Below are 20,914 nucleotides of genomic sequence, written 5' to 3'. Positions count from 1 at the left end.
TCTATGGTGATGATCGAGCGGTACCATTCGCAGTGTAATATATGTTTCAGTAATATGCTTATTACATTATTCGGGATATCAGTCGAAGGAGGTGCCGCGATGAGTGCACGTCCCGAAGTCAGGCAGTTCCTGCACGAACCCACGTCCACGTTCTCCTACGTGGTCTGGGACCCGCAGACCCGGCGTGCCGCGGTGATCGACTCGGTGCTCGACTACGCCGAGAACGCGGGGCGCACGGGCACCGACAGCGCCGACGGGATCATCGAGTTCGTGCGCCGCGAGGGCCTGGAGGTGGAATGGGTGCTGGAGACCCACGCCCATGCGGACCACCTGGCCGCCGGTGCGCACATCCGTGACCGCCTCGGTGGCACCACCGGCATCGGCGAGGGGATCCGCACGGTGCAGCGCCACTTCCGCGACGTCTACAACCTGGAGCGGGGCTTCCTGCCGGACGGCTCGCAGTTCGATCACCTGTTCGCGGACTACGAGACCTTCCACGTCGGCAACATCGAGGCCCGGGCCATTCCCACGCCGGGGCACACCTCGGACAGCCTCACGTACGTGATCGGTGACGCGGCCTTCTGCGGGGACACCCTGTTCATGCCGGACGGGGGAACCGCGCGCTGCGACTTCCCCGGCGGCAGCGCATCGGTGCTCTATCACTCGATCATGCGGCTCTACGAGCTGCCGGACGAGACCCGGCTGTTCGTGCTCCACGACTACCGTCCCAACGGCCGCGAGTATCGCAACGAGACCACGATCGGCGAGCAGCGTGGCGGCAACATCCACGTGCGCGACGGCGTCACCGAGGCGGAATTCGTCGAACGCCGAGAGGGGCGTGACCGGACCCTGGACCTGCCGCGGCTGATCATCCCCGCGGTGCAGGTGAACATCCGTGCCGGGCGGCTGCCGCCGGCGGAGGACAACGGGGTCGCCTACGTGAAGATCCCCATTGACCGGCCCGGGGATTTCAGCCAGAGCTATTCGGGGGAATCCGCATGACGATCGTGCCCTTCGAGCCGGTTCCCGCCCTGGCAGGGGGGATCCTCATCGGGCTCGCCGCCACCATCCTGTTGTGGCTGAACGGGCGGATCGCGGGCATCAGCGGCATCGCGGCCGGGGCCATGGAGGAGCACGGTGGCGAGCGGCTGTGGCGGCTGCTCTTCCTCGCCGGCATGATCGCCGGTGCGGGGGCCGTCTACGTGCTCTGGCCGGCGGGGGCGGTGCTCCACAGCGGGCTGCCGCTGTGGGCGGTGCTGGCCGCCGGTGTCCTCGTCGGCTTCGGTACCCGCCTGGGCAGCGGCTGCACCAGCGGCCACGGTGTCTGCGGGCTCGGGCGGCTGTCGCCGCGCTCGCTGATCGCCGTGATCACGTTCATGGCGACCAGCATCGTCACCGTGTTCGTCGTCCGGCACGTACTGGGGGTGGCGTCATGATCCATCTCGTGAGCATTGTCGCCGGGCTGCTGTTCGGCGCCGGCCTGGCCCTTGCGCAGATGACGGACCCGGCGCGGGTGCTCGGTTTCCTTGATCTCACCGGCCGCTGGGACCCGACCCTGGTGTTCGTTCTTGCCGGGGCGGTGGCCACCACGCTGATCAGCTTCCGCTTCGTGCTGCGCCGTCCCCGGCCGGTGTTCGCACCGGCCTTCCAGCTGCCGACCCGCAGGGACATCGACGCGCGGCTGATCGGCGGTGCCGTGGTGTTCGGGGTCGGCTGGGGTGTGGCGGGCTTCTGTCCCGGGCCGGGGATCGCGGCACTGGCGCTGGGCAGTGTGGTGCCCCTGACCTTCGTCGTCGGGCTCGCCGGCGGCATGATCCTCTACCGGTTCACGGCCCGCCCCTGAAGCGGTCCGCTGCCGTCACTCCGTCGGCGGTGTACGGCGCATCGCCTTCTTGCGCCCGTGGCGGACCTTGCGGTCCGTGCGCCGGCGGCGTGCGTTGCGGCTCGGGCGGGTGGGTACCCGTGTCGCCGGCGTCTCGGTGAGCCCGCGCAGCAGGGCGCGCAGGCGCTCCAGGGCGTCCTGGCGGTTGAGGGCCTGGCTGCGGTGGCGGCGGGCGCGGATCACGACCACGCCGTCCGCGGTCACGCGGTGATCGCTGCACGCCAGCAGGCGCTCCTTGTAGAAGGCCGGCAGCGACGACGACTGGCTGTCGAAGCGCAGGTGCACGGCGGTGGCGACCTTGTTCACGTTCTGCCCGCCGGGGCCGGGGGCGCGCACCGCCGAGAGCTCGATCTCGTCCAGCCCGGTCGCCACGTTGCGCGAGATGCGCAGTACCTTGTCATTGTCCGGGTCGATACTCATCGATCACAGCCTACTACGTTGACGTGCCCCGGCGCGCCCCGTCCCCGAGGCCGTGTGTCCGGCCGCTTCGGCGTTCCGGAACTCGCCGGCAGGGGTGCAGGTGTCCGGGGCGGTGACCATACTGGTGGCCGGACTAATGGTGTGCCGGCGCCCGGCGGTTGAGCCGGGTGCCGGGCAGGGCAGATACGGACAGCGGGAGAGCGGCATGATCGAGGGGATTCGACGGCGGGTGCTGGCGCTGGCAGCGGTGGCGCTGGTGTGGGGGCCGGCGGGCCACGCGGCGGAGGCTATCCTCGCGGGGGAGCGCTTCCGGCCGGTGACCGCGGACGGCGGCATGGTGGCGACGAGTCATTACATCGCCTCCCGGGTGGCGCGGGACGTGCTGCGTGACGGCGGTAACGCCGTGGACGCGGCGGTGACCGCGGGCTTCGCCCTGGCGGTGACCCAGCCGCGCTCGGGCAACATCGGCGGCGGCGGGTTCATGCTCGTCTCCGACGAGCGCAGCGGCGAGGTGGTCGCCATCGACTACCGCGAGACCGCCCCCGCGGCGGCCACCGAGACCATGTTTCAGAACGCCGAGGGCGAGGTCGTGCCGGAGCGCTCGCGTTTCAGTGCGAACGCCTCCGGTGTGCCCGGCACCGTCGCGGGCCTGGCGCTCGCCCTGCGCCGCTACGGCACGCGTTCGCTGGCCGAGGCCCTGGCACCGGCGATCCGCCTGGCGGAGGAGGGCTTCGAGGTCCCGCCGCGTTTCGCCGAGGGGCTGACCTCGGCGCGGGACCGGCTCGGGCGCTGGCCGTCCAGCCGGGCCAAGTTCTTCCATGACGACGGCACGCCCTACCGTGCCGGCCAGGTCTTCCGTCAGCCGGCGCTGGCGCGGACCCTGCGGCGGATCGCCGAGCAGGGGCCGAAGGGGTTCTACGAGGGCGTGACCGCCGAGCGCATCGTCTCGACCCTGCAGCGCCACGGCGGGATCATGACCCTGGACGACCTCGCCGGCTACCGGCCGGTGGTGCGCGAACCGGTCCATGGCCGCTACCGCGGCTACGACGTCTACTCCATGGGGCCGCCGTCCTCCGGCGGCACGCACATCGTGGAGATCCTCAACATCCTCGAGGGTTACGACATCGCCGCGGCCGGACACAACTCGGCACGCACCATCCACCTGATGGCCGAGGCAATGAAGCGTGCCTACGCCGACCGGGCGCGTTACCTCGGCGACAGCGACTTCGTCGACGTGCCGGTGGCGGGGCTCACCAGCAAGGCCTACGCCGGGGCGCTGCGCGGGGAGATCGACCCGGAACGGGCGACGCCGGCGGACGCGGTTGCCGCCGGCGATCCCTGGCCGTACGAGTCCAACGAGACCACGCACTTCTCCATCGCCGACGGCGACGGCCTGGTGGTGGCGAACACCTACACCCTGAACTTCAGCTACGGCTCGGGGCTGGTGGTCGACGGCGCGGGCTTTCTCATGAACAACGAGATGGACGACTTCTCCGCCAAGCCGGGCGTGCCCAACGCCTACGGGCTCATCGGCGGCGAGGCCAACCGGATCGAGCCTGGCAAGCGCATGCTCTCGTCCATGTCGCCGACCATCGTGAAGAAGGACGGCCGGAACCGCCTCGTCACCGGCAGCCCCGGCGGCTCGCGGATCATCACCACGACGCTGCAGGTGATCATGAACGTCATCGATCACGACATGAACATCCAGACCGCGGTCAACGCGCCGCGGGTGCACCACCAGTGGCGGCCCGACTATATCCGCATCGAGCAGGGCATCAGCCCGGACACCATCGCCGGACTGGAGGCCATGGGCCACCGCGTGAAGCAGGAGCGCTCGATGGGGGCGATCCAGTCCATCCTCATCGATGCGGACGGCTTCCACGGGGCCGCCGACCCGCGCCGTCAGACGAGCTCGGCCATGGGGGTGAGCCGATGACCGCGCTCACGGTCCATCACCTCGCCCACTCCCGCTCCCAGCGCGTGCTCTGGCTGCTCGAGGAGCTGGACGCGGACTACCGCATCCAGTGCTACGAGCGCGACCCGGCGACCGGCCGTGCGCCGGCCGCGCTGCGCGCGGTCCACCCGCTGGGCCGCTCGCCGGTGATCACCGACGGCGAGCGGGTGGTGGCGGAGTCCGGGGCGATCATCGAGTATCTCCTCGACGGTCATGACCCGGACCACCGCTTCCGCCCCGCCCCGGGTACGGAGGCCTTCCTCGATTACCGTTACTGGCTGCACTACGCCGAGGGCTCGGCGATGCCGCCGCTGCTGCTGAGCCTGGTCTTCGACCGGCTTGGCGGGCCGGCGGCACCTTGGCTGATGCGCCCGCTGCTGCGGCGGATCGCCGCCGGGGTGCAGTCGGCCTTCGTGGGGCCCGAGGTGCGCGCGCACCTGGACTACCTGGAGGACGTGCTGCAGCGCCGGACGTGGTTCGCCGGTGAGGCGTTCACCGCCGCCGACATCCAGATGAGCTTCCCGGTGGAGGCTGCGGTGGCGCGGGGTCTGGCGGGACCGGAGCGTCCCCGGCTGAACGCGTTCGTCGAGCGTATCCGCGGGCGGGCCGCCTATCAGCGCGCCCGGGAGCGTGGCGGGCCGTACGACCTCGCGGCGCTATAGCAGGGGTCAGAGCGAGTACTGGTACGCGGCGGGCATCGGGCCGCGTCCGCCGTGATCTGACATGACGGCCGGGTGGAAAGGGCGGTGGAGCCCGCCGGGCACGCCGGCGGACTCCCCGGGCCCCGGGTCAGCCCTCGTCCGGGTCGTAGCCGAGGTTCGGGCTGAGCCAGCGCTCCGCCGTGGACGGGTCCATGCCTTTGCGGTGGGCATAGTCCTTGACCTGGTCGCGGAAGATGTTGCCGAGACCGAAGTAGCGGCTGTCCGGGTGGGCGAAGTACCAGCCGGAGACCGCCGCCGTCGGCACCATCGCCTTGGACGAGGTCAGCTCGATACCGGCGTTCCCGCGCACGTCGAGCAGCTCCCAGAGCAGATCCTTCTCGGTGTGGTCCGGGCAGGCCGGGTAGCCCGGCGCCGGCCGGATGCCCTGGTAGTTCTCCGCGATGAGGCCGTCGTTGTCGAGCGCCTCGTCGGCGGCGTAGCCCCAGTACTCGCGGCGCACCTTCTGGTGGAGCATCTCGGCGAAGGCCTCGGCGAGCCGGTCGGCCAGGGCCTTGAGCAGGATGGCGTTGTAGTCGTCGTGATCGGCCTCGAAGCGTTTCACGTGCTCGTCGATGCCGATGCCGGCGGTCACTGCGAACGCCCCCATCCAGTCCTGGATGCCGGTGTCCTTGGGCGCGACGAAGTCGGCGAGGGACTGGTTCGGCCGGCCCTCGGGCTTCTCCGTCTGCTGGCGCAGGTGGTGGGTGACCAGGCGCACGTGCTCGCGGGAGTCGTCGGCGTATATCTCGGTGTCGTCACCGACGGCGTTGGCCGGGAACAGCCCGAACACGGCCCGCGCGGTGAGCCACCGCTCCTCGACGATCTGCGCGAGCATGGCGCGGGCGTCGTCGTAGAGCTTGCGTGCCTGCTCGCCCTGCTTTTCGTCGTCGAGGATCTTCGGGAACTTGCCCGTCATCTGCCAGGCCTGGAAGAACGGAGTCCAGTCGATGAACTCGACGAGCTCCTCCAGCGGCTGGTCCTCGATGACGTGGACGCCGGGCTCGCGCGGAGTGACGGGCTCGTAGGACTGCCAGTCGACGGGCGTGCGGTTGGCCCGCGCGTCCTCGATGGTGAGCCATTTCTGCTTCACCTGGCGCCTGGCACGCTGCTCGCGCACCCGCTCGTACTCGGTCTTGATCTCGGCGACGTAGTCCTCGCGCTGAGTGTCGCTGAGCAGCTTCGAGCACACGCCGACGGCGCGGGAGGCATCCTTCACGTAGATGGTATCGCCGCTGTACTGCGGCTCGATCTTCACCGCTGTGTGCACCCGGGAGGTGGTGGCGCCGCCGATGAGCAGCGGGACGGTGAAGCCGCGGCGCTCCATCTCCTTGGCCATGTCCACCATCTCGTCCAGCGACGGGGTGATCAGCCCGGAGAGGCCGACGATGTCGGCGCCGTGCTCCTCGGCCGCGGCCAGCGTCTTCTCGTTGGGGATCATCACCCCGAGGTCGATGACCTCGTAGTTGTTGCACTGGAGCACGACCGCGACGATGTTCTTGCCGATGTCGTGGACGTCGCCCTTCACCGTGGCCAGCACGACCTTGCCGTTGGACTGATCGCCGTCGCTCTTCATCGCCTCGATGTAGGGGATGAGGTGGGCGACGGCCTTCTTCATCACGCGCGCCGACTTCACCACCTGGGGCAGGAACATCTTGCCCGCGCCGAAGAGGTCACCGACCACGTTCATGCCGTCCATCAGCGGGCCCTCGATGACCTTGATGGGGTGGTCGAACTGCTGGCGGCACTCCTCGGTATCGTCCACCACGTATTCGGTGATGCCCTTGACCAGGGCGTGCTCCAGGCGCTTCTCCACCGGCCACTCGCGCCACTCCAGGTTCTTCTCCTCGGCCTTCGCGCCCTGGCCCTTGAACTCCTCGGCGCGGTCGACCAGGCGCTCGGTGGCGTCCTCGCGGCGGTCGAAGAGCACGTCCTCGACCAGCTCCAGGAGCTCCTTGTCGATGTCGTCGTAGACGTCGAGCTGGCCGGCGTTGACGATGGCCATGTCCAGCCCAGCCTGGATGGCATGATAGAGGAAGGCCGAGTGCATCGCGCGGCGCACCGGCTCGTTACCGCGGAAGGAGAACGAGAGGTTGGACAGTCCGCCGGAGACCTTCGCGTGGGGCAGGTGGGTCTTCACGTGCCGCGTCGCCTCGATGAAGTCGATGGCGTAGCGGGCGTGCTCCTCGATGCCGGTGCCCACCGGGAAGATGTTCAGGTCGAAGACGATGTCCTCGGGCGGAAAGCCGATCTCCTCGGTGAGGATCCGGTAGGCGCGCGCGGCGATCTCGGTGCGCCGCTCCAGGGTGTCGGCCTGGCCCTCCTCGTCGAAGGCCATGACGATGACCGCGGCACCGTAGCGGCGCACGAGCTGCGCCTTCTTGCGGAAGTCCTCCTCACCCTCCTTGAGGCTGATGGAGTTGACGATGCCCTTGCCCTGGATGGTCTGCAGGCCGGCCTCCATCGCCTCCCACTTGGAGGAGTCGACCATGATCGGCACCCGGGCGATGTCCGGCTCGGAGGCGACCAGCTTGAGGAAACGGTCCATGCACTCGACGGCGTCGAGCAGGCCCTCGTCCATGTTGATGTCGATCACCTGGGCGCCGTTGTCCACCTGCTGGCGGGCGACGTCCAGCGCCGTGTCGTAGTCCTCCTCCTTGATCAGGCGCTTGAACCGCGCCGAGCCGGTCACGTTGGTGCGCTCGCCGACGTTGACGAACATGTCGCCGTCGCCGACGTTCAGCGGCTCCAGGCCCGAGAGACGCAGTGCCGGGGACAGGCTCGGGATCTCGCGGGGCGCGACGCCGTCCACCGCGTCGCGGATCGCGGCGATATGCTCGGGGGTGGTGCCGCAGCAGCCACCGACGATGTTGAGGAAGCCGCTCTCGGCGAACTCCCGGATGAGCTTCGCCATGTATTCCGGCGACTGGTCGTACTCGCCCATCTCGTTGGGCAGGCCGGCGTTGGGGTGGGCGGACACGTAGGTGTTGCTCGCCACCCGGGAGAGATCCTGGATGTAGGGACGCAGGTCCTCGGCACCGAGCGCGCAGTTCAGGCCGATGGAGAACGGCTCGACGTGGCGCACGGAGTTCCAGAAGGCCTCGGTGGTCTGCCCGGAAAGGGTGCGCCCGGAGGCGTCGGTGATGGTGCCGGAGATCATCACCGGGACCTTGCGGCCGAGCTCCTCGAACAGCTGTTCGAGCGCGAACAGGCACGCCTTGGCGTTGAGGGTGTCGAAGATCGTCTCGACCAGGATCAGGTCGGCACCGCCCTCCACCAGCGAGTGCGCGGCCTCGAGATAGTTCTCGCGCAGCTCGTCGAAGGTGACGTTGCGGTAGCCGGGGTTGTTCACGTCCGGCGAGATCGAGGCGGTGCGGCTGGTGGGGCCGAGCACGCCGGTGACATAGCGCGGGCGCTCCGGGGTCTTCTCCGTCCACGCGTCGGCGCATTCGCGCGCCAGGCGGGCCGCCTCGCGGTTGAGCTCGGGGACCAGGTCCTCGGTGTCGTAGTCCGACTGTGACAGCCGCGTCGCGTTGAAGGTGTTGGTCTCGATGATGTCCGCGCCGGCGGCCAGGTTGGCCTCGTGGATCTCGCGGATGAGATCCGGCCGGGTGAGCGTGAGCAAGTCGTTGTTGCCCTTGAGCGAGCTGGGGTGCTCGGCGAAGCGCTCACCGCGGAAGTCCGCTTCCTCGAGGGGCTGCTTCTGGATCATGGTGCCCATGGCACAGTCCAGGAGCAGGATACGATCGGCGAGATCACGCTGTATGCGATCGGACATGTAGAAACCTGTCTGTTGCTGCGAATGCTTCTCTGCGGGCAGTGCACGGTCCGCGCCTTTCAGTGGCGTTGTGCGCCGCCGGTGGGGTCCGCCAGGTTGGTGCGTTGCGCTATCGCTCGCCCGGTGGCGATGTCCGTACGGCAGGCCGGGCGTCACGTCGATAGGCCGCGACTGGGGTACCTCCTGGAATCAATAGACCATCTTCTCATGCTTTGCGCTCGTTTCAAGTATCAGCGCATTTCCATCAATCTGTGTAATAGTGAGTATGAGTCCGGGGCCAAGAGCGAGGGCATGTCCGCGATGAGTAGGACTGTGGCGCCGCGGTATATGCATATTCCCGTTCACGCGTGTCTACGGGTGACGGAGCGGTTACCATCGGCGGTCGTAGTCCGAACCGTGGAGGAGAGTGGCCGTGAAGCTCGAAACCCTTGCCGTGCATGCCGGTTATGACCCGGAGCCCACCACCAAGGCGGTGGCGGTGCCGATCTACCAGACGACGTCCTACGCCTTCGACGACACTCAGCACGGGGCCGATCTGTTCGACCTCAAGGTCGAGGGCAATATCTACACCCGTATCATGAACCCCACCAACGCCGTGCTCGAGCAGCGCGTCGCCGCGATGGAAGGTGGCATCGGTGCCCTGGCGGTGGCCTCGGGGATGGCGGCGATCACCTACGCCATCCAGTGCATCAGCCGCGCGGGGGACAACATCGTCGCCACCAGCCAGCTCCATGGTGGCACCTACAATCTCTTCGCCCACGGGCTGCCGAACCAGGGCATCGAGGTGCGCTTCGTCGATGCCGACGACCCCGAGCGGCTCGCGGAGCTCATCGATGATCGGACCAAGGCGGTGTTCTGCGAGACGGTGGGCAACCCCAACGGCAACATCGTGGACGTGGCGCGCTTCGCCGCCATCGCCCACGAGGCCGGCGTACCCCTGATGGTGGACAACACCGTGCCGACCCCCTGTCTCTGGCGGCCAATCGAGCACGGCGCCGACATCGTAATCCACTCGCTGACCAAGTACATGGGTGGCCATGGCACCACGGTGGGCGGGGTGATCGTGGACTCCGGAAACTTCCCCTGGGCCGAGCAGGCGGCGCGTTACCCCATGCTCAACGAGCCGGACCCCTCCTACCACGGTGTCGTCTACACCGAGGCCCTCGGGGCGGCCGCCTACATCGGGCGCTGCCGGGTGGCGCCGCTGCGCAACATGGGTGCGGCGCTGTCGCCGTTCAACGCCTTCCAGCTCCTGCAGGGCATCGAGACACTGCCGCTGCGCATGGACCGCCACTGCGAGAACGCCCTGGCGGTGGCCCGCCACCTGCAGGCGCATCCCCAGGTGAGCTGGGTGAAGTTCGCCGGGCTGGAGGACAGTCCGCACCATGCCCTGGCGCAGAAGTACATGGACGGCCGTGCGGCGAGTATCCTGAGCTTCGGCATCGAGGGCGGGGAGGCCGCGGGGGCGCGCTTCATCGACGCGCTACAGCTCGTCGTGCGGCTGGTAAACATCGGCGACGCCCGCACGCTCGCCTGCCACCCGGCGACCACGACACACCGCCAGCTCAACGATGAGGAGCTGGCGTCCGCAGGGGTGAGCCGGGACATGGTGCGGCTGTCGGTGGGCATCGAGCACGCCGAGGACATCATCGCCGACATCGACCAGGCCCTGGCCGCGGCCAAGGGGTGACCGGCTCCGGGCCCGCGGGTCATCGCCTGCGGGCTCAGCCGCTGCTGCCGGTACGCGCGCTGCGGCCCGGCAGCATACCGCGCAGGTAGCGCCCGGTGTGCGAGGCCTCCACCCGGGCCACCGCCTCGGGGGTGCCGGTGGCCACCACCCGGCCACCGCCTTCACCGCCTTCCGGTCCGAGATCCACGAGCCAGTCCATGGTCTTGATGACGTCAAGGTTGTGCTCGATCACGATCACGGTGTTGCCGTGCTCGCGCAGTCGGGTGAGCACCGCGAGGAGCTGGGCGATGTCGTGGAAGTGCAGCCCGGTGGTGGGCTCGTCGAGGATATAGAGGGTGCGCCCGGTATCCCGCTTGGCGAGCTCGCGGGCCAGCTTCACGCGCTGGGCCTCGCCGCCGGAGAGGGTGGTGGCGCTCTGGCCGAGGCGCACGTAGCCGAGCCCCACCTCCATGAGCGTGCGCAGCTTGCGCGCGATCACCGGCACCGGCTCGAACAGCGTCAACGCCTCCTCCACGGTGAGCTCCAGGACCTCGTGGATGTTCAGCCCCTTGTAGCGCACCTCCAGGGTCTCGCGGTTGTAGCGCTGTCCCTGGCAGATGTCGCAGGGCACGAACACGTCCGGCAGGAAGTGCATCTCCACGCGGATCACGCCGTCCCCCTGGCAGGCCTCGCAGCGCCCGCCCTTGACGTTGAAGCTGAAACGCCCCGGCCCGTAACCGCGCGCTCGCGCCTCCGGCGTGCCGGCGAAGAGCTCGCGCACCGCGGTGAACAGCCCGGTGTAGGTCGCCGGGTTGGAGCGTGGCGTGCGCCCGATGGGGCTCTGGTCGATGTCGATGACCTTGTCCAGCGCGTCCAGCCCCTCGAGGCCATCGCAGGGCGCGGCGTCCAGGCTGGCACGGTTGAGGCGGTTGGCCGCGTGGGGGTGGAGGGTGGAGTTGATCAGGGTCGACTTGCCCGAGCCGGACACGCCGGTGACGCCGATCATCAGCCCCAGCGGCAGGTCCACGTCCACGGCCTGCAGGTTGTTGCCCCGCGCCCCGCGCAGCCGCAGCCAGGCGTCGCTGGGGGCGAGCCGCCGTGCCGGAACCTCAATGGCCCGCCGGCCGGCGAGGTAGTCGCCGGTGAGCGAGGCCGGTTCCGCCTCGATGGCGGCGGGTGGCCCCTCGGCGATGACGCGTCCGCCGTGGGTGCCGGCCCCCGGACCCATGTCCACCACATGGTCCGCGGCGCGGATGGCGTCCTCGTCGTGCTCGACGACGATCACCGTGTTGCCCATGTCGCGCAGGCGCAGCAGGGTGTCGAGCAGGCGCTGGTTGTCGCGCTGGTGCAGCCCGATGGAGGGCTCGTCGAGCACGTACATCACCCCCACCAGGCCGGCGCCGATCTGGCTGGCCAGGCGGATGCGCTGCGACTCGCCCCCGGAGAGGCTGTCCGCGCCGCGGTCGAGGCTGAGATAGTCGAGGCCCACGTTCACCAGGAAGCTCAGCCGCTCGCGGATCTCGCGCAGGATGCTCTCGGCGATGTCGCCGCGCGCACCTTCCAGGGCGAGGCCGGCGAACAGCTCCCGGGCCCGGCCGACGGACAGCGCGGAGACCGCGGGCAGGGTGTGCTCGCCGACATACACGTGGCGGGCCGCCTCGTTGAGCCGGGAGCCGTCGCAGTCCGGGCAGCGCCGGGTGCTGATATAGCGCCCGAGCTCCTCGCGCACGGCGGCGGAGTCGGTCTCCCGGTAGCGGCGATCGAGGTTGTTGAGCACGCCCTCGAACGTGTGGGTGCGCACGTGCTCGCCGCTCGGGCCGCGGTAGCGGAAGGTGATCTCCTCATCGCCGCTGCCGTTGAGGAGCACGTCGCGGACATGGGCGTCCAGGTCCTGCCAGGGGGTCTCCACGTTGAAGCGGTAGTGCGCGGCCAGGGCATCGAGGATACGGCTGTAGTGGGCGTTGCGCCGGTCCCAGCCGCGGATGGCGCCCCCGGCGAGGGACAGCTCGGGGTGGGCGACCACCCGGTCTGGGTCGAAGAACTGGTGCACGCCCAGGCCGTTGCAGGTGGGGCAGGCGCCGTGGGGGTTGTTGAACGAGAACAGCCGCGGCTCGAGCTCGGCGACGGCGTAGCCGCACATCGGACAGGTGTGGTGCGCGGTGTAGAGCGGCTCCGGGGCATCACTGGCGTCCATGTCGGCGACGCGCAGTAGCCCGTCGGACAGGCCGAGGCAGGTCTCCACGGAATCGGCGATGCGCCCGGCCTGGTCCGGGCGCACGCGCAACCGGTCCACTACCGCCTCGATGGTGTGCTCGCGGGCCGCGTCCAGCGCGGGGACATCGTCGAGTTCGTGGACGTGGCCGTCGATTCGCACCCGGATGAAGCCCTGGGCGCGGAGCTCGTCGATGAGCGCGGGGACGCCGCCGGCCTCCGGATGCAGCGGGGCGAGCAGCATGACCCGCGAGCCCTCGTCGAGGGCGAGTACGCGGTCTACCATCTCGCTCACCGTGAGGGCGCGCAGCGCGATGCCGTGCTCGGGGCAGTGTGGCGTGCCCGCCCGGGCGAACAGCAGCCGCAGGTAGTCGTGGATCTCGGTCACCGTGCCGACGGTGGAGCGCGGGTTGTGGGAGGTCGCCTTCTGCTCGATGGAGATCGCCGGCGACAGTCCCTCTATGTGGTCGACGTCCGGCTTCTCCATCATGGAGAGGAACTGCCGGGCGTAGGTGGACAGCGACTCGACGTAGCGGCGCTGGCCCTCGGCATAGATGGTGTCAAAGGCGAGGGAACTCTTGCCCGAGCCGGAGAGTCCCGTAATCACCACCAGCCGCTCCCGGGGGATGGCCAGCGTGATGTTCCGCAGGTTATGGGTGCGGGCACCCTGAATAAAGATATGATTCATTGAATTAGGACCGGCGTAGCCAACCTGATAGTATACCGGCTCTGTCAATTCGGCTGCGTCCTCGAATCCACTCACCAGCGATCAGGGCAGTCAGGATCTTGGGTAACAGCAAACGCCACTCCAGCGGCCCCATGAACGGCGCCGAGCGCCGGGCGACGGCGGGGCTCGCCACTATCTTCGGTATGCGCATGCTGGGGTTGTTCCTCATCATGCCGGTTTTCACGCTCTACGCGGACGCCCTCGGCGGGGCGACGCCCACGCTTATCGGCGTCGCGATTGGCGCCTACGGGCTCACCCAGGCGTTGCTGCAGATCCCCATGGGGGTGCTCTCGGACCGCGTCGGCCGGCGGCCGGTGATCGTTGGCGGGCTCGTGGTCTTCGCCCTGGGCTCGGCGGTGGCGGCGATGTCGGGCACGATCTGGGGCGTGATCGCCGGGCGCGCGCTGCAGGGTGCGGGGGCGATCGCGGCCGCGGTGATGGCGCTCGCCGCCGACACCACCCGGGAACAGCAGCGCACCAAGGCGATGGCGCTGATCGGTATCAGCGTGGGCCTTGCGTTCATGCTGGCACTGGTCATTGCCCCGGAGGCGGCCGCGGCGATGGGGCTGTCGGGCATCTTCTGGCTGACCGGTGCGCTGGCCTTGGTGGCAATGGCCTTGCTGGTCTGGCTGGTGCCGGTGCCGACCACCCGCAGTCACGATCGCGACATCCGCGCCGGGACCTTCGGTGAGGTGCTGCGCAACCCCGATCTGCTGCGCCTGGACGCGAGCGTCATGGTGCTCCACTCGATCATGACCGCGCAGTTCGTGGTCCTGCCCGTGGTGATCGCCGATGTGGCGGGGCTGGCACCGGCGGATCACTGGAAGATGTATGTCCCGGTGATGGCGATATCGGCGCTACTGATGTTCCCGGCCATCGGTGTCGGCGAGGCGAAGCGGGTCATGCACCGCCTGATCGCCGCCGCGGTAGTGGTGCTCATCGTCGGCGAGGTGGCGCTGGCCGATGCGTCTGCCATTGGGCCGTGGGCACTGGCTGGGGCGCTGGTGGTGTATTTCACGGCCTTCAATGTGCTGGAGGCCAGCCTGCCGTCGCTGGTCACGCGCTTCGCCCCGCAGGCGGCGCGCGGGGCGGCGCTCGGCGTGTTCTCGACCTCCCAGTTCACGGGCGCGTTCCTCGGCGGCGTCCTCGGCGGGGCGGCCTACGGGCGCTTCGGCCCGACCGGCGTGTTCATCGGCGGGGCGGTGCTGGCTGCGGTCTGGCTCGTGCTGGTCAGCGGGCTGTCGGCGCCGGTAACCGCTGGCGCGGGGGCCTCCCAGGGCGTGTAGCCGGGTCGGCGGGCGGTGAACGAATCCTCTACGGTGCAGCAGGAAAGGAGTGACATGACCAATCTCATCGAGCCCCACGGCGGGGCGCTCAAGGAACTCTACCTTGACGAGGCGGCAGCCGCGGCCGAGAAGGAACGGGCCCGCGACTACCCGAGCTGGGACCTCACCCAGCGCCAGCTCTGCGACCTGGAGCTGCTGCTCAACGGCGGTTTCTCGCCGCTGGAGGGGTTCCTCGTGCCCGCCGACTACGACCGGGTGATCGATGAGATGCGTCTCGCCGACGGCACGCTGTGGCCCATCCCGGTGACCCTCGACGTCTCCGAGGCATTTGCCGCGGACATCGAGGAGGGGCAGCGCATCGCGCTCCGCGACCCGGAGGGCGTGCTGCTGGCGGTGATGGGCGTCGAGGCGCTGTGGCGGCCGGACCGCGAACGCGAGGCGCAGGGCGTGTTCGCCACCACGGACACCGCCCACGCTGGCGTGGATTACCTCCTCAACCGCAGCAACCCGGTCTACCTCGGCGGCCGTGTTTACGGTGTCGACGAACCCGCCCACTACGACTTCAACCACCTGCGTGCGACGCCGCGTCAGCTGCGCGAGCGCTTCGCGCGCAGCGGCTGGCGGCGGGTGGTGGCGTTCCAGACCCGCAACCCGATGCACCGGGCCCACGTCGAGCTGACCTTCCGCGCGGCCAAGCAGGCCGAGGCCAACCTGCTCATCCAGCCGGTGGTGGGCATGACCAAGCCGGGAGACGTGGATCATTACTCCCGCGTGCGCTGCTACGAGCACGTGCTCAAGAAGTACCCGGAGCAGACCACCGCGCTGTCGCTGCTGCCGCTGGCCATGCGCATGGGTGGGCCCCGCGAGGCGGTCTGGCACGCGATCATCCGGCGCAATTACGGCTGCACCCACTTCATCGTCGGGCGCGACCATGCGGGTCCGGGCAAGGGCAGTGACGGCCAGCCATTCTACGGCGAATACGACGCCCAGGAGCTGGTTACGCGCCACGGCGAGGAGCTCGGCATCACCATGGTGCCGTTCCAGATGATGGTCTACGTCAAGGAGCGCGCGGAGTACGCGCCCATCGACGAGGTCGACGAGTCCCGCGAGACGATGCTCCAGATATCGGGCACGGAGTTCCGCCGGCGCATGCGCGAGGGGCTGGATATCCCGGACTGGTTCGGCTATCCGGAGGTGGTCGAGGAGCTGCGCCGGACGTTCCCGCCCAAGCACCTGCAGGGTGTGACCCTCTTCTTCACGGGGCTCTCCGGTTCGGGCAAGTCCACCGTCGCCAACGCGGTGATGGCCAAGCTCATGGAGCTGGGCGGTCGCCGGGTGACCCTGCTCGACGGCGACCTGGTGCGCAAGAACCTCTCCAGCGAGCTCGGTTTCTCCAAGGAGCACCGCGACCTCAACATCCAGCGTATCGGCTTCGTCGCCAGCGAGATCGCCAAGAATGGCGGCATCGCCATCTGTGCGCCGATCGCGCCGTACGCGGCGACCCGGCGTCAGGTCCGCGGGATGGTGGAGGAGGCCAACGGCGGCTTCGTCGAGGTGCACGTGGCGACCCCGCTGGAGGTCTGCGAGGCGCGGGACCGAAAGGGACTCTATGCCAAGGCGCGTGCCGGTATCATCAAGAACTTCACCGGTATCGACGACCCCTATGAGGCCCCGGAGTCCCCGGAACTGGTGCTGGACACCACGGACTCGACGCCGGACGAGGCGGCCCAGGAGGTCATCCTCAAGCTCGAGCAGCTCGGCTACATCAGCCTGCGCTAGCCGGGCGCGGTCGGATATCCCCGGGGGGCGCCGCCCCCCGGTGGCAGTCGCGTCCCGCGGCCTTCGCCTGGTAGAGCGCGGAGTCGGCGCGCATGATCACGCTCTCCAGCTCCACGTCTTCCACGCCGGCCGTGGCCACGCCCACGCTGATCGTCACCGGGATGTCCATGCCCTCGAAGGGCAGTGCCTCTCCGCGAATGCGCTGGGTCAGCCGTGCCGCGATCTCCTCGGCGGCGCCGCTGCCGGCATCCGGCAGGCCAATCAGGAACTCATCCCCACCCACCCGTGCGATCAGGTCGCCGGGCCGGATAACCCCCTCGATCTGCCGCGCGACCCAGCTGAGCACCCGGTCGCCGGCGGTATGGCCGAAGCCGTCGTTGATCTGCTTGAACTGGTCCACGTCGAGCAGCAGCACCGACAGCCGGCTGTGTCCCTGCCGGGCCCGCTGGTGGAGTCGCCCGAGCTGCAGCAGTGCCGTGCGCCGGTTGCACAGGCCGGTGAGATCATCGGTGGTGGCGAGCCGCCGGAGCTCTTCTTCCAGGGCCTTGCGCTCGGTGACGTTGAAGGCCACCCACAGGACCACGGGTTCGTCCGCCTCGTAACCGGGCAGCGGCAGCACCCGGCCGTCGAACCACTGCGGCGTGCCGGCCCGAGGCGAGCGCCGGCGCTCGTTGTCGAGACTGCGTACCTGACGGGCGCTCAGCGTGTACTCCACGCGCTGCAGCTCGCCGCTGCCGAGCGCACGGTGTACCACGTCGAGGAAGTGGTCGGCCGTCTCGGCCGGCAGTACCTCATGGAGGGTGTGACCGGTGAGGCCGCGGCCGTCCTCATAGAGGCGTTCGTCGACCCCGCCGATCACCTCCAGATAGCGGCCGCGGCGGTCGATGACGAAGGAGATGTCGGGAAACGCGCCGAGCACCGCCTCCAGCTGGCGGTTCCGCCGCGAGGTCGCGTCCATCTGTGCCCCTTCTTCCCTGTCGCAGCTTTGCCATGCACCCGAATGCACCGGAGCGTCCCCCGTTTCTGGTCTACATCGCCAGTGTAGCCTCCCGGCGACAGTTTCCGCGCCTCCGCCTGCGCGAGGTTCAGGGCCGTCCGTCGCCCACCGTGCGGGTGCCGTGCCCGGTGACGTCCCGCCGGGGCAGCGCCCGGCGGGACGTCACCGGTGGCCCGATGAAGGCCGGGGAAAGCCGGATGAATGCCCCGCCGCGGGGATGGCTGTGCGCTGGTGCGGCGCGGTATCGTTGCATCGCCCGAAGTATTTTCCGGACAGGGATGGAATTACACCGATGAGCGATGAAACCGTCAGTCCCCGCGTCGCCGTCCTCGGTCTCGGCTACGTGGGTCTGCCGCTGGCCGTGGCCTTTGCGCGCCACTATCCGGTCGTGGGCTTCGACGTGAAGCGCGCCCGGGTCGAGGCGCTGCATGAAGGCCGGGACGATACCCGCGAGGTCTCGCCGGCGGAGCTGGCGGAGGCCGATGGGCTCACGATCACCGATGACCTCGAGGCGCTGCGCGACTGCAACGTCTATATCGTGACCGTGCCCACCCCCATCGACAGCGGCCGCCAGCCGGATCTGTCCCCGCTGCGCGCGGCCAGCGAGACCGTGGGCCGGGTGGTCTCGCCGGGGGATGTGGTGATCTACGAGTCGACCGTTTATCCGGGCGCCACCGAGGAGGTGTGCGTGCCGGTGATCGAGCGCACCTCGGGGCTGGCGTTCAACCGCGACTTCCACGCGGGCTACAGCCCGGAGCGGATCAACCCCGGCGACCGCGCCCACCGTGTTACCGATATCGTCAAGGTCACCTCCGGCTCCACACCGGAGATCGCCGATTTCGTGGACGCCCTCTACGCGCGGGTGATCACCGCCGGTACCCACCGGGCGAGCAGCATCCGGGTCGCGGAGGCGGCCAAGGTCATCGAGAACACCCAGCGCGACGTCAACATCGCGCTGGTCAACGAGCTGGCCATCCTGTTCGAGCGCATGGGCATCGACACCCAGGAGGTGCTGGCGGCGGCGGGGACCAAGTGGAACTTCCTGCCGTTCCGCCCCGGCCTGGTGGGGGGGCACTGCATCGGTGTCGACCCCTACTACCTGACGTTCAAGGCCCAGCAGATGGGGCATCACCCGGAGATGATCCTGGCCGGGCGGCGCATCAACGACGGCATGGGCGGCTACGTGGCGGCCCAGGTGGTCAAGCTGCTGACCAAGCGCAAGCAGCCGGTGGTTGACGCCCGCGTCCTAGTGCTGGGGCTGGCGTTCAAGGAGAACTGTCCGGACCTGCGCAACACCCGGGTGGTGGATATCATCGCCGAGCTCGAGGACTATCACGCCCACGTGAGCGTACACGACCCGGAGGTCGTCGCCGCGGAGGCCGAGGCGGAGTACGGCATCCGTCTGGTCGGCGAGCCGGAGCAGGGCGGTTACGACGCCGTGGTCCTCGCGGTCGCCCATGACCGCTTCCGCGAGCTCGGTGCGGATCTGCGCGGCCTGCTCCGCCCGGGCGGGGTGCTCTACGACATCAAGGGGGCGCTGCCCCGTGACTGCGTCGACGGCCGCCTCTGAGCGGCCGCCGGCGCAACGCCATTCTCTGAGACAGCAACGGGAAGACCATGAAGGTACTCGTCACCGGCGCGGCCGGGTTCATTGGCTATCACGTCGCCGAGCGGCTGCTCGCCCGCGGCGACGAGGTGGTCGGCCTCGACAACCTCAACGACTACTACGACGTCACGCTCAAGCAGGCGCGCCTGGCCCGCCTGGAGGGGGCGGAGGGCTTCCGGTTCGTGCGTCTCGACGTCGCCGACCGCGACGGCATGGCCGCGGTCTTCCGCGAGGGCTTCGACCGGGTCGTCCACCTGGCCGCCCAGGCGGGGGTGCGCCACTCGCTGGAGGACCCCCATGCCTACGTGGATTCCAACGTGGTCGGGTTCATGAACATCCTGGAGGGGTGCCGGTACAACGACGTCGGCCACCTCGTCTACGCCTCCACCAGCTCGGTCTACGGCTCGCACACGAGCATGCCGTTCTCCGAGCACGACCCCGCCGATCATCCCCTTGCCATCTACGCGGCCACGAAGAAGGCCAACGAGCTGATGGCCCACAGCTACAGCCACCTGTTCGGGCTGCCCACCACCGGGCTGCGCTTCTTCACCGTCTATGGACCGTGGGGGAGGCCGGACATGGCGCTGTTCAAGTTCACGCGGGCGATACTCGCCGGCGAGCCCATCGATGTGTTCAACCATGGTCACCACCAGCGCGACTTCACCTTCGTCGACGACATCGCCGAGGGGGTGGTCCGTGCCTGCGATCACGTCGCCGCCGCCAACCCGGACTGGGACAGCGACCGCCCGGACCCGGCGAGCAGCGCCGCGCCGTACCGCGTCTACAACATCGGCAACAACCAGCCCGTGGAGCTGATGCGCTACATCGAGGTGCTGGAGTCGTGCCTGGGCCGGAGTGCGGAGAAGCGCATGCTCCCGATGCAGCCGGGAGACGTGCCGGATACCTACGCGGACTCCTCGCTGCTGGATCAGGCCGTCGGCTACCGCCCCTCGACGAGCGTTGAAGAGGGGGTGGCGCGCTTCGTGGACTGGTATCGGGATTACTATCGCGTGTGAGCCGCGTTACGGGTTGTTGACCGCTCGTCAGATATGGCTATAATGCGCGCTCTCTTGTCGGGCGAAGGGCTCGGTGAGGGATGCCCCGGAGGCGGTTTTCGGACTGGAAGTTACGGGGCGTTGACAGGTATTCAGGATGCACTAGAATGCCTGTTCCCGGTTGGGGCGAAGGCGGCGAGCCGAGGCCCTGACGGGGCGGAACAAAGGGGTTGACGCGGCATTCAGGCGCTGTAGAATACGCGCTCTTCGCCGCTTCAAGGCGGCCCTGAAGCTCTTTAACAATACGGATCAGATGGCTTGTGTGGGTGCTTGCGTCGCTGGTGTTGACCGGCGGCTGGCCGATGAAAAATCGGCGTAGAGCACCCATTACGGAAGCTATCCGTCAATGTGTGCCTTGTGCGCCGAGCCAAGATTTGTCGGCTCAACCGACTAGCTCTTTTGAACTGAAGAGTTTGATCCTGGCTCAGATTGAACGCTGGCGGCATGCCTAACACATGCAAGTCGAGCGGCAGCAGCTCCTTCGGGAGGCTGGCGAGCGGCGGACGGGTGAGTAACGCGTGGGAATCTGCCCTTTGGTGGGGGATAGCCCGGGGAAACTCGGATTAATACCGCATACGCCCTGCGGGGCAAAGTGGCCCTCTGAATATGGTCACGCCGAAGGATGAGCCCGCGTCCGATTAGCTTGTTGGTGGGGTAAAGGCCTACCAAGGCGACGATCGGTAGCTGGTCTTAGCGGACGATCAGCCACACCGGGACTGAGACACGGCCCGGACTCCTACGGGAGGCAGCAGTGGGGAATATTGGACAATGGGGGAAACCCTGATCCAGCAATGCCGCGTGGGTGAAGAAGGCTTGCGGGTTGTAAAGCCCTTTCAGCCGGGAGGAAAAGCA

Annotated in this window: 14 protein-coding genes and 1 rRNA gene; 11 read left to right on the top strand and 4 right to left on the bottom strand. The window is 68.7% G+C overall.

The window, feature by feature from the left end:
- The first annotated feature begins 99 nt into the window (after positions 1 to 99).
- From C516_RS0111465 to C516_RS0111455, 3 genes are read left to right on the top strand one after another with little or no spacing between them, the layout of a single operon-like run.
- Complete coding sequence (locus C516_RS0111465) at positions 100 to 1,002, top strand: MBL fold metallo-hydrolase (protein WP_018718535.1); 903 nt, start codon at positions 100 to 102, stop codon at positions 1,000 to 1,002.
- Positions 999 to 1,436 carry a YeeE/YedE family protein gene (locus tag C516_RS0111460; protein ID WP_018718534.1) on the top strand — a complete coding sequence of 146 codons (438 nt, stop codon included), beginning with the start codon at positions 999 to 1,001 and terminating at the stop codon, positions 1,434 to 1,436. Before C516_RS0111465 ends, C516_RS0111460 begins: the two co-directional genes overlap by 4 nt.
- Positions 1,433 to 1,843 carry a DUF6691 family protein gene (locus tag C516_RS0111455; RefSeq protein WP_018718533.1) on the top strand — a complete coding sequence of 137 codons (411 nt, stop codon included), beginning with the start codon at positions 1,433 to 1,435 and terminating at the stop codon, positions 1,841 to 1,843. The genes C516_RS0111460 and C516_RS0111455 overlap by 4 nt, the downstream gene beginning before the upstream one ends.
- 15 nt (positions 1,844 to 1,858) lie before the next feature.
- On the opposite strand, the gene arfB is transcribed toward C516_RS0111455, so the two are convergent.
- Positions 1,859 to 2,302, bottom strand: a complete 444-nt coding sequence (gene arfB / locus C516_RS0111450; protein WP_018718532.1) for an alternative ribosome rescue aminoacyl-tRNA hydrolase ArfB — start codon at positions 2,300 to 2,302, stop codon at positions 1,859 to 1,861.
- A 205-nt stretch (positions 2,303 to 2,507) separates the two neighbouring features.
- Between arfB and ggt the strand changes: the two genes are divergently transcribed.
- Entirely contained in the window at positions 2,508 to 4,238 is a 1,731-nt protein-coding gene (gene ggt, locus C516_RS0111445) for a gamma-glutamyltransferase (protein WP_018718531.1), read from the top strand.
- Positions 4,235 to 4,918, top strand: coding sequence for a glutathione S-transferase (locus C516_RS0111440; RefSeq protein ID WP_018718530.1), 684 nt, complete (start codon positions 4,235 to 4,237; stop codon positions 4,916 to 4,918). The genes ggt and C516_RS0111440 overlap by 4 nt, the downstream gene beginning before the upstream one ends.
- Positions 4,919 to 5,045: 127 nt before the next feature.
- Here C516_RS0111440 and metH read toward each other — a convergent pair whose 3' ends face one another.
- A complete protein-coding gene (gene metH, locus C516_RS0111435) occupies positions 5,046 to 8,732 on the bottom strand; it encodes a methionine synthase (RefSeq protein WP_018718529.1) in 3,687 nt (1,228 codons plus the stop codon).
- 412 nt (positions 8,733 to 9,144) lie between these two features.
- Between metH and C516_RS0111430 the strand changes: the two genes are divergently transcribed.
- On the top strand, positions 9,145 to 10,422 hold the full coding sequence (locus C516_RS0111430) for a bifunctional O-acetylhomoserine aminocarboxypropyltransferase/cysteine synthase (RefSeq protein ID WP_018718528.1): 1,278 nt from the start codon (positions 9,145 to 9,147) through the stop codon (positions 10,420 to 10,422).
- A gap of 34 nt (positions 10,423 to 10,456) precedes the next feature.
- Here the strand turns inward: C516_RS0111430 and uvrA are convergent, their stop codons facing one another.
- Positions 10,457 to 13,300, bottom strand: a complete 2,844-nt coding sequence (gene uvrA, locus C516_RS0111425; RefSeq protein ID WP_018718527.1) for an excinuclease ABC subunit UvrA — start codon at positions 13,298 to 13,300, stop codon at positions 10,457 to 10,459.
- Positions 13,301 to 13,398: 98 nt separating this feature from the next.
- Here uvrA and C516_RS0111420 point away from each other — a divergent pair, with 98 nt between their 5' ends.
- Together C516_RS0111420 and C516_RS0111415 are read left to right on the top strand one after the other, a co-directional pair.
- Positions 13,399 to 14,625, top strand: a complete 1,227-nt coding sequence (locus C516_RS0111420) for an MFS transporter (protein WP_245558768.1) — start codon at positions 13,399 to 13,401, stop codon at positions 14,623 to 14,625.
- A 54-nt stretch (positions 14,626 to 14,679) separates the two neighbouring features.
- The gene (locus tag C516_RS0111415; RefSeq protein ID WP_018718525.1) at positions 14,680 to 16,404 is read left to right on the top strand and encodes a bifunctional sulfate adenylyltransferase/adenylylsulfate kinase; all 1,725 of its coding nucleotides are present in this window, start codon (positions 14,680 to 14,682) and stop codon (positions 16,402 to 16,404) included.
- On the opposite strand, the gene C516_RS19380 is transcribed toward C516_RS0111415, so the two are convergent.
- Positions 16,391 to 17,362, bottom strand: a complete 972-nt coding sequence (locus tag C516_RS19380) for a GGDEF domain-containing protein (RefSeq protein ID WP_018718524.1) — start codon at positions 17,360 to 17,362, stop codon at positions 16,391 to 16,393. The genes C516_RS0111415 and C516_RS19380 overlap by 14 nt on opposite strands.
- Positions 17,363 to 17,693: 331 nt before the next feature.
- On the opposite strand from C516_RS19380, the gene C516_RS0111405 reads away from it, so the two are divergent.
- From C516_RS0111405 to C516_RS0111395, 3 genes are all read left to right on the top strand, one after another.
- Positions 17,694 to 18,971 (top strand): nucleotide sugar dehydrogenase, encoded by a 1,278-nt coding sequence (locus C516_RS0111405; protein WP_018718523.1) that lies wholly within the window; start codon positions 17,694 to 17,696, stop codon positions 18,969 to 18,971.
- Positions 18,972 to 19,018: 47 nt separating this feature from the next.
- Positions 19,019 to 20,023: an NAD-dependent epimerase gene (locus tag C516_RS0111400; RefSeq protein WP_018718522.1), complete on the top strand. Its 1,005-nt coding sequence runs from the start codon at positions 19,019 to 19,021 to the stop codon at positions 20,021 to 20,023.
- A 440-nt stretch (positions 20,024 to 20,463) separates the two neighbouring features.
- Positions 20,464 to 20,914, top strand: a 16S ribosomal RNA gene (locus C516_RS0111395); the annotation flags it as partial.

The organism is Arhodomonas aquaeolei DSM 8974, from assembly GCF_000374645.1.
Taxonomy (GTDB): Bacteria; Pseudomonadota; Gammaproteobacteria; order Nitrococcales; family Nitrococcaceae; genus Arhodomonas; species Arhodomonas aquaeolei.
Note: the sequence above shows the minus strand (reverse complement) of the source record. Positions and strands in the feature narration are given on the sequence as shown.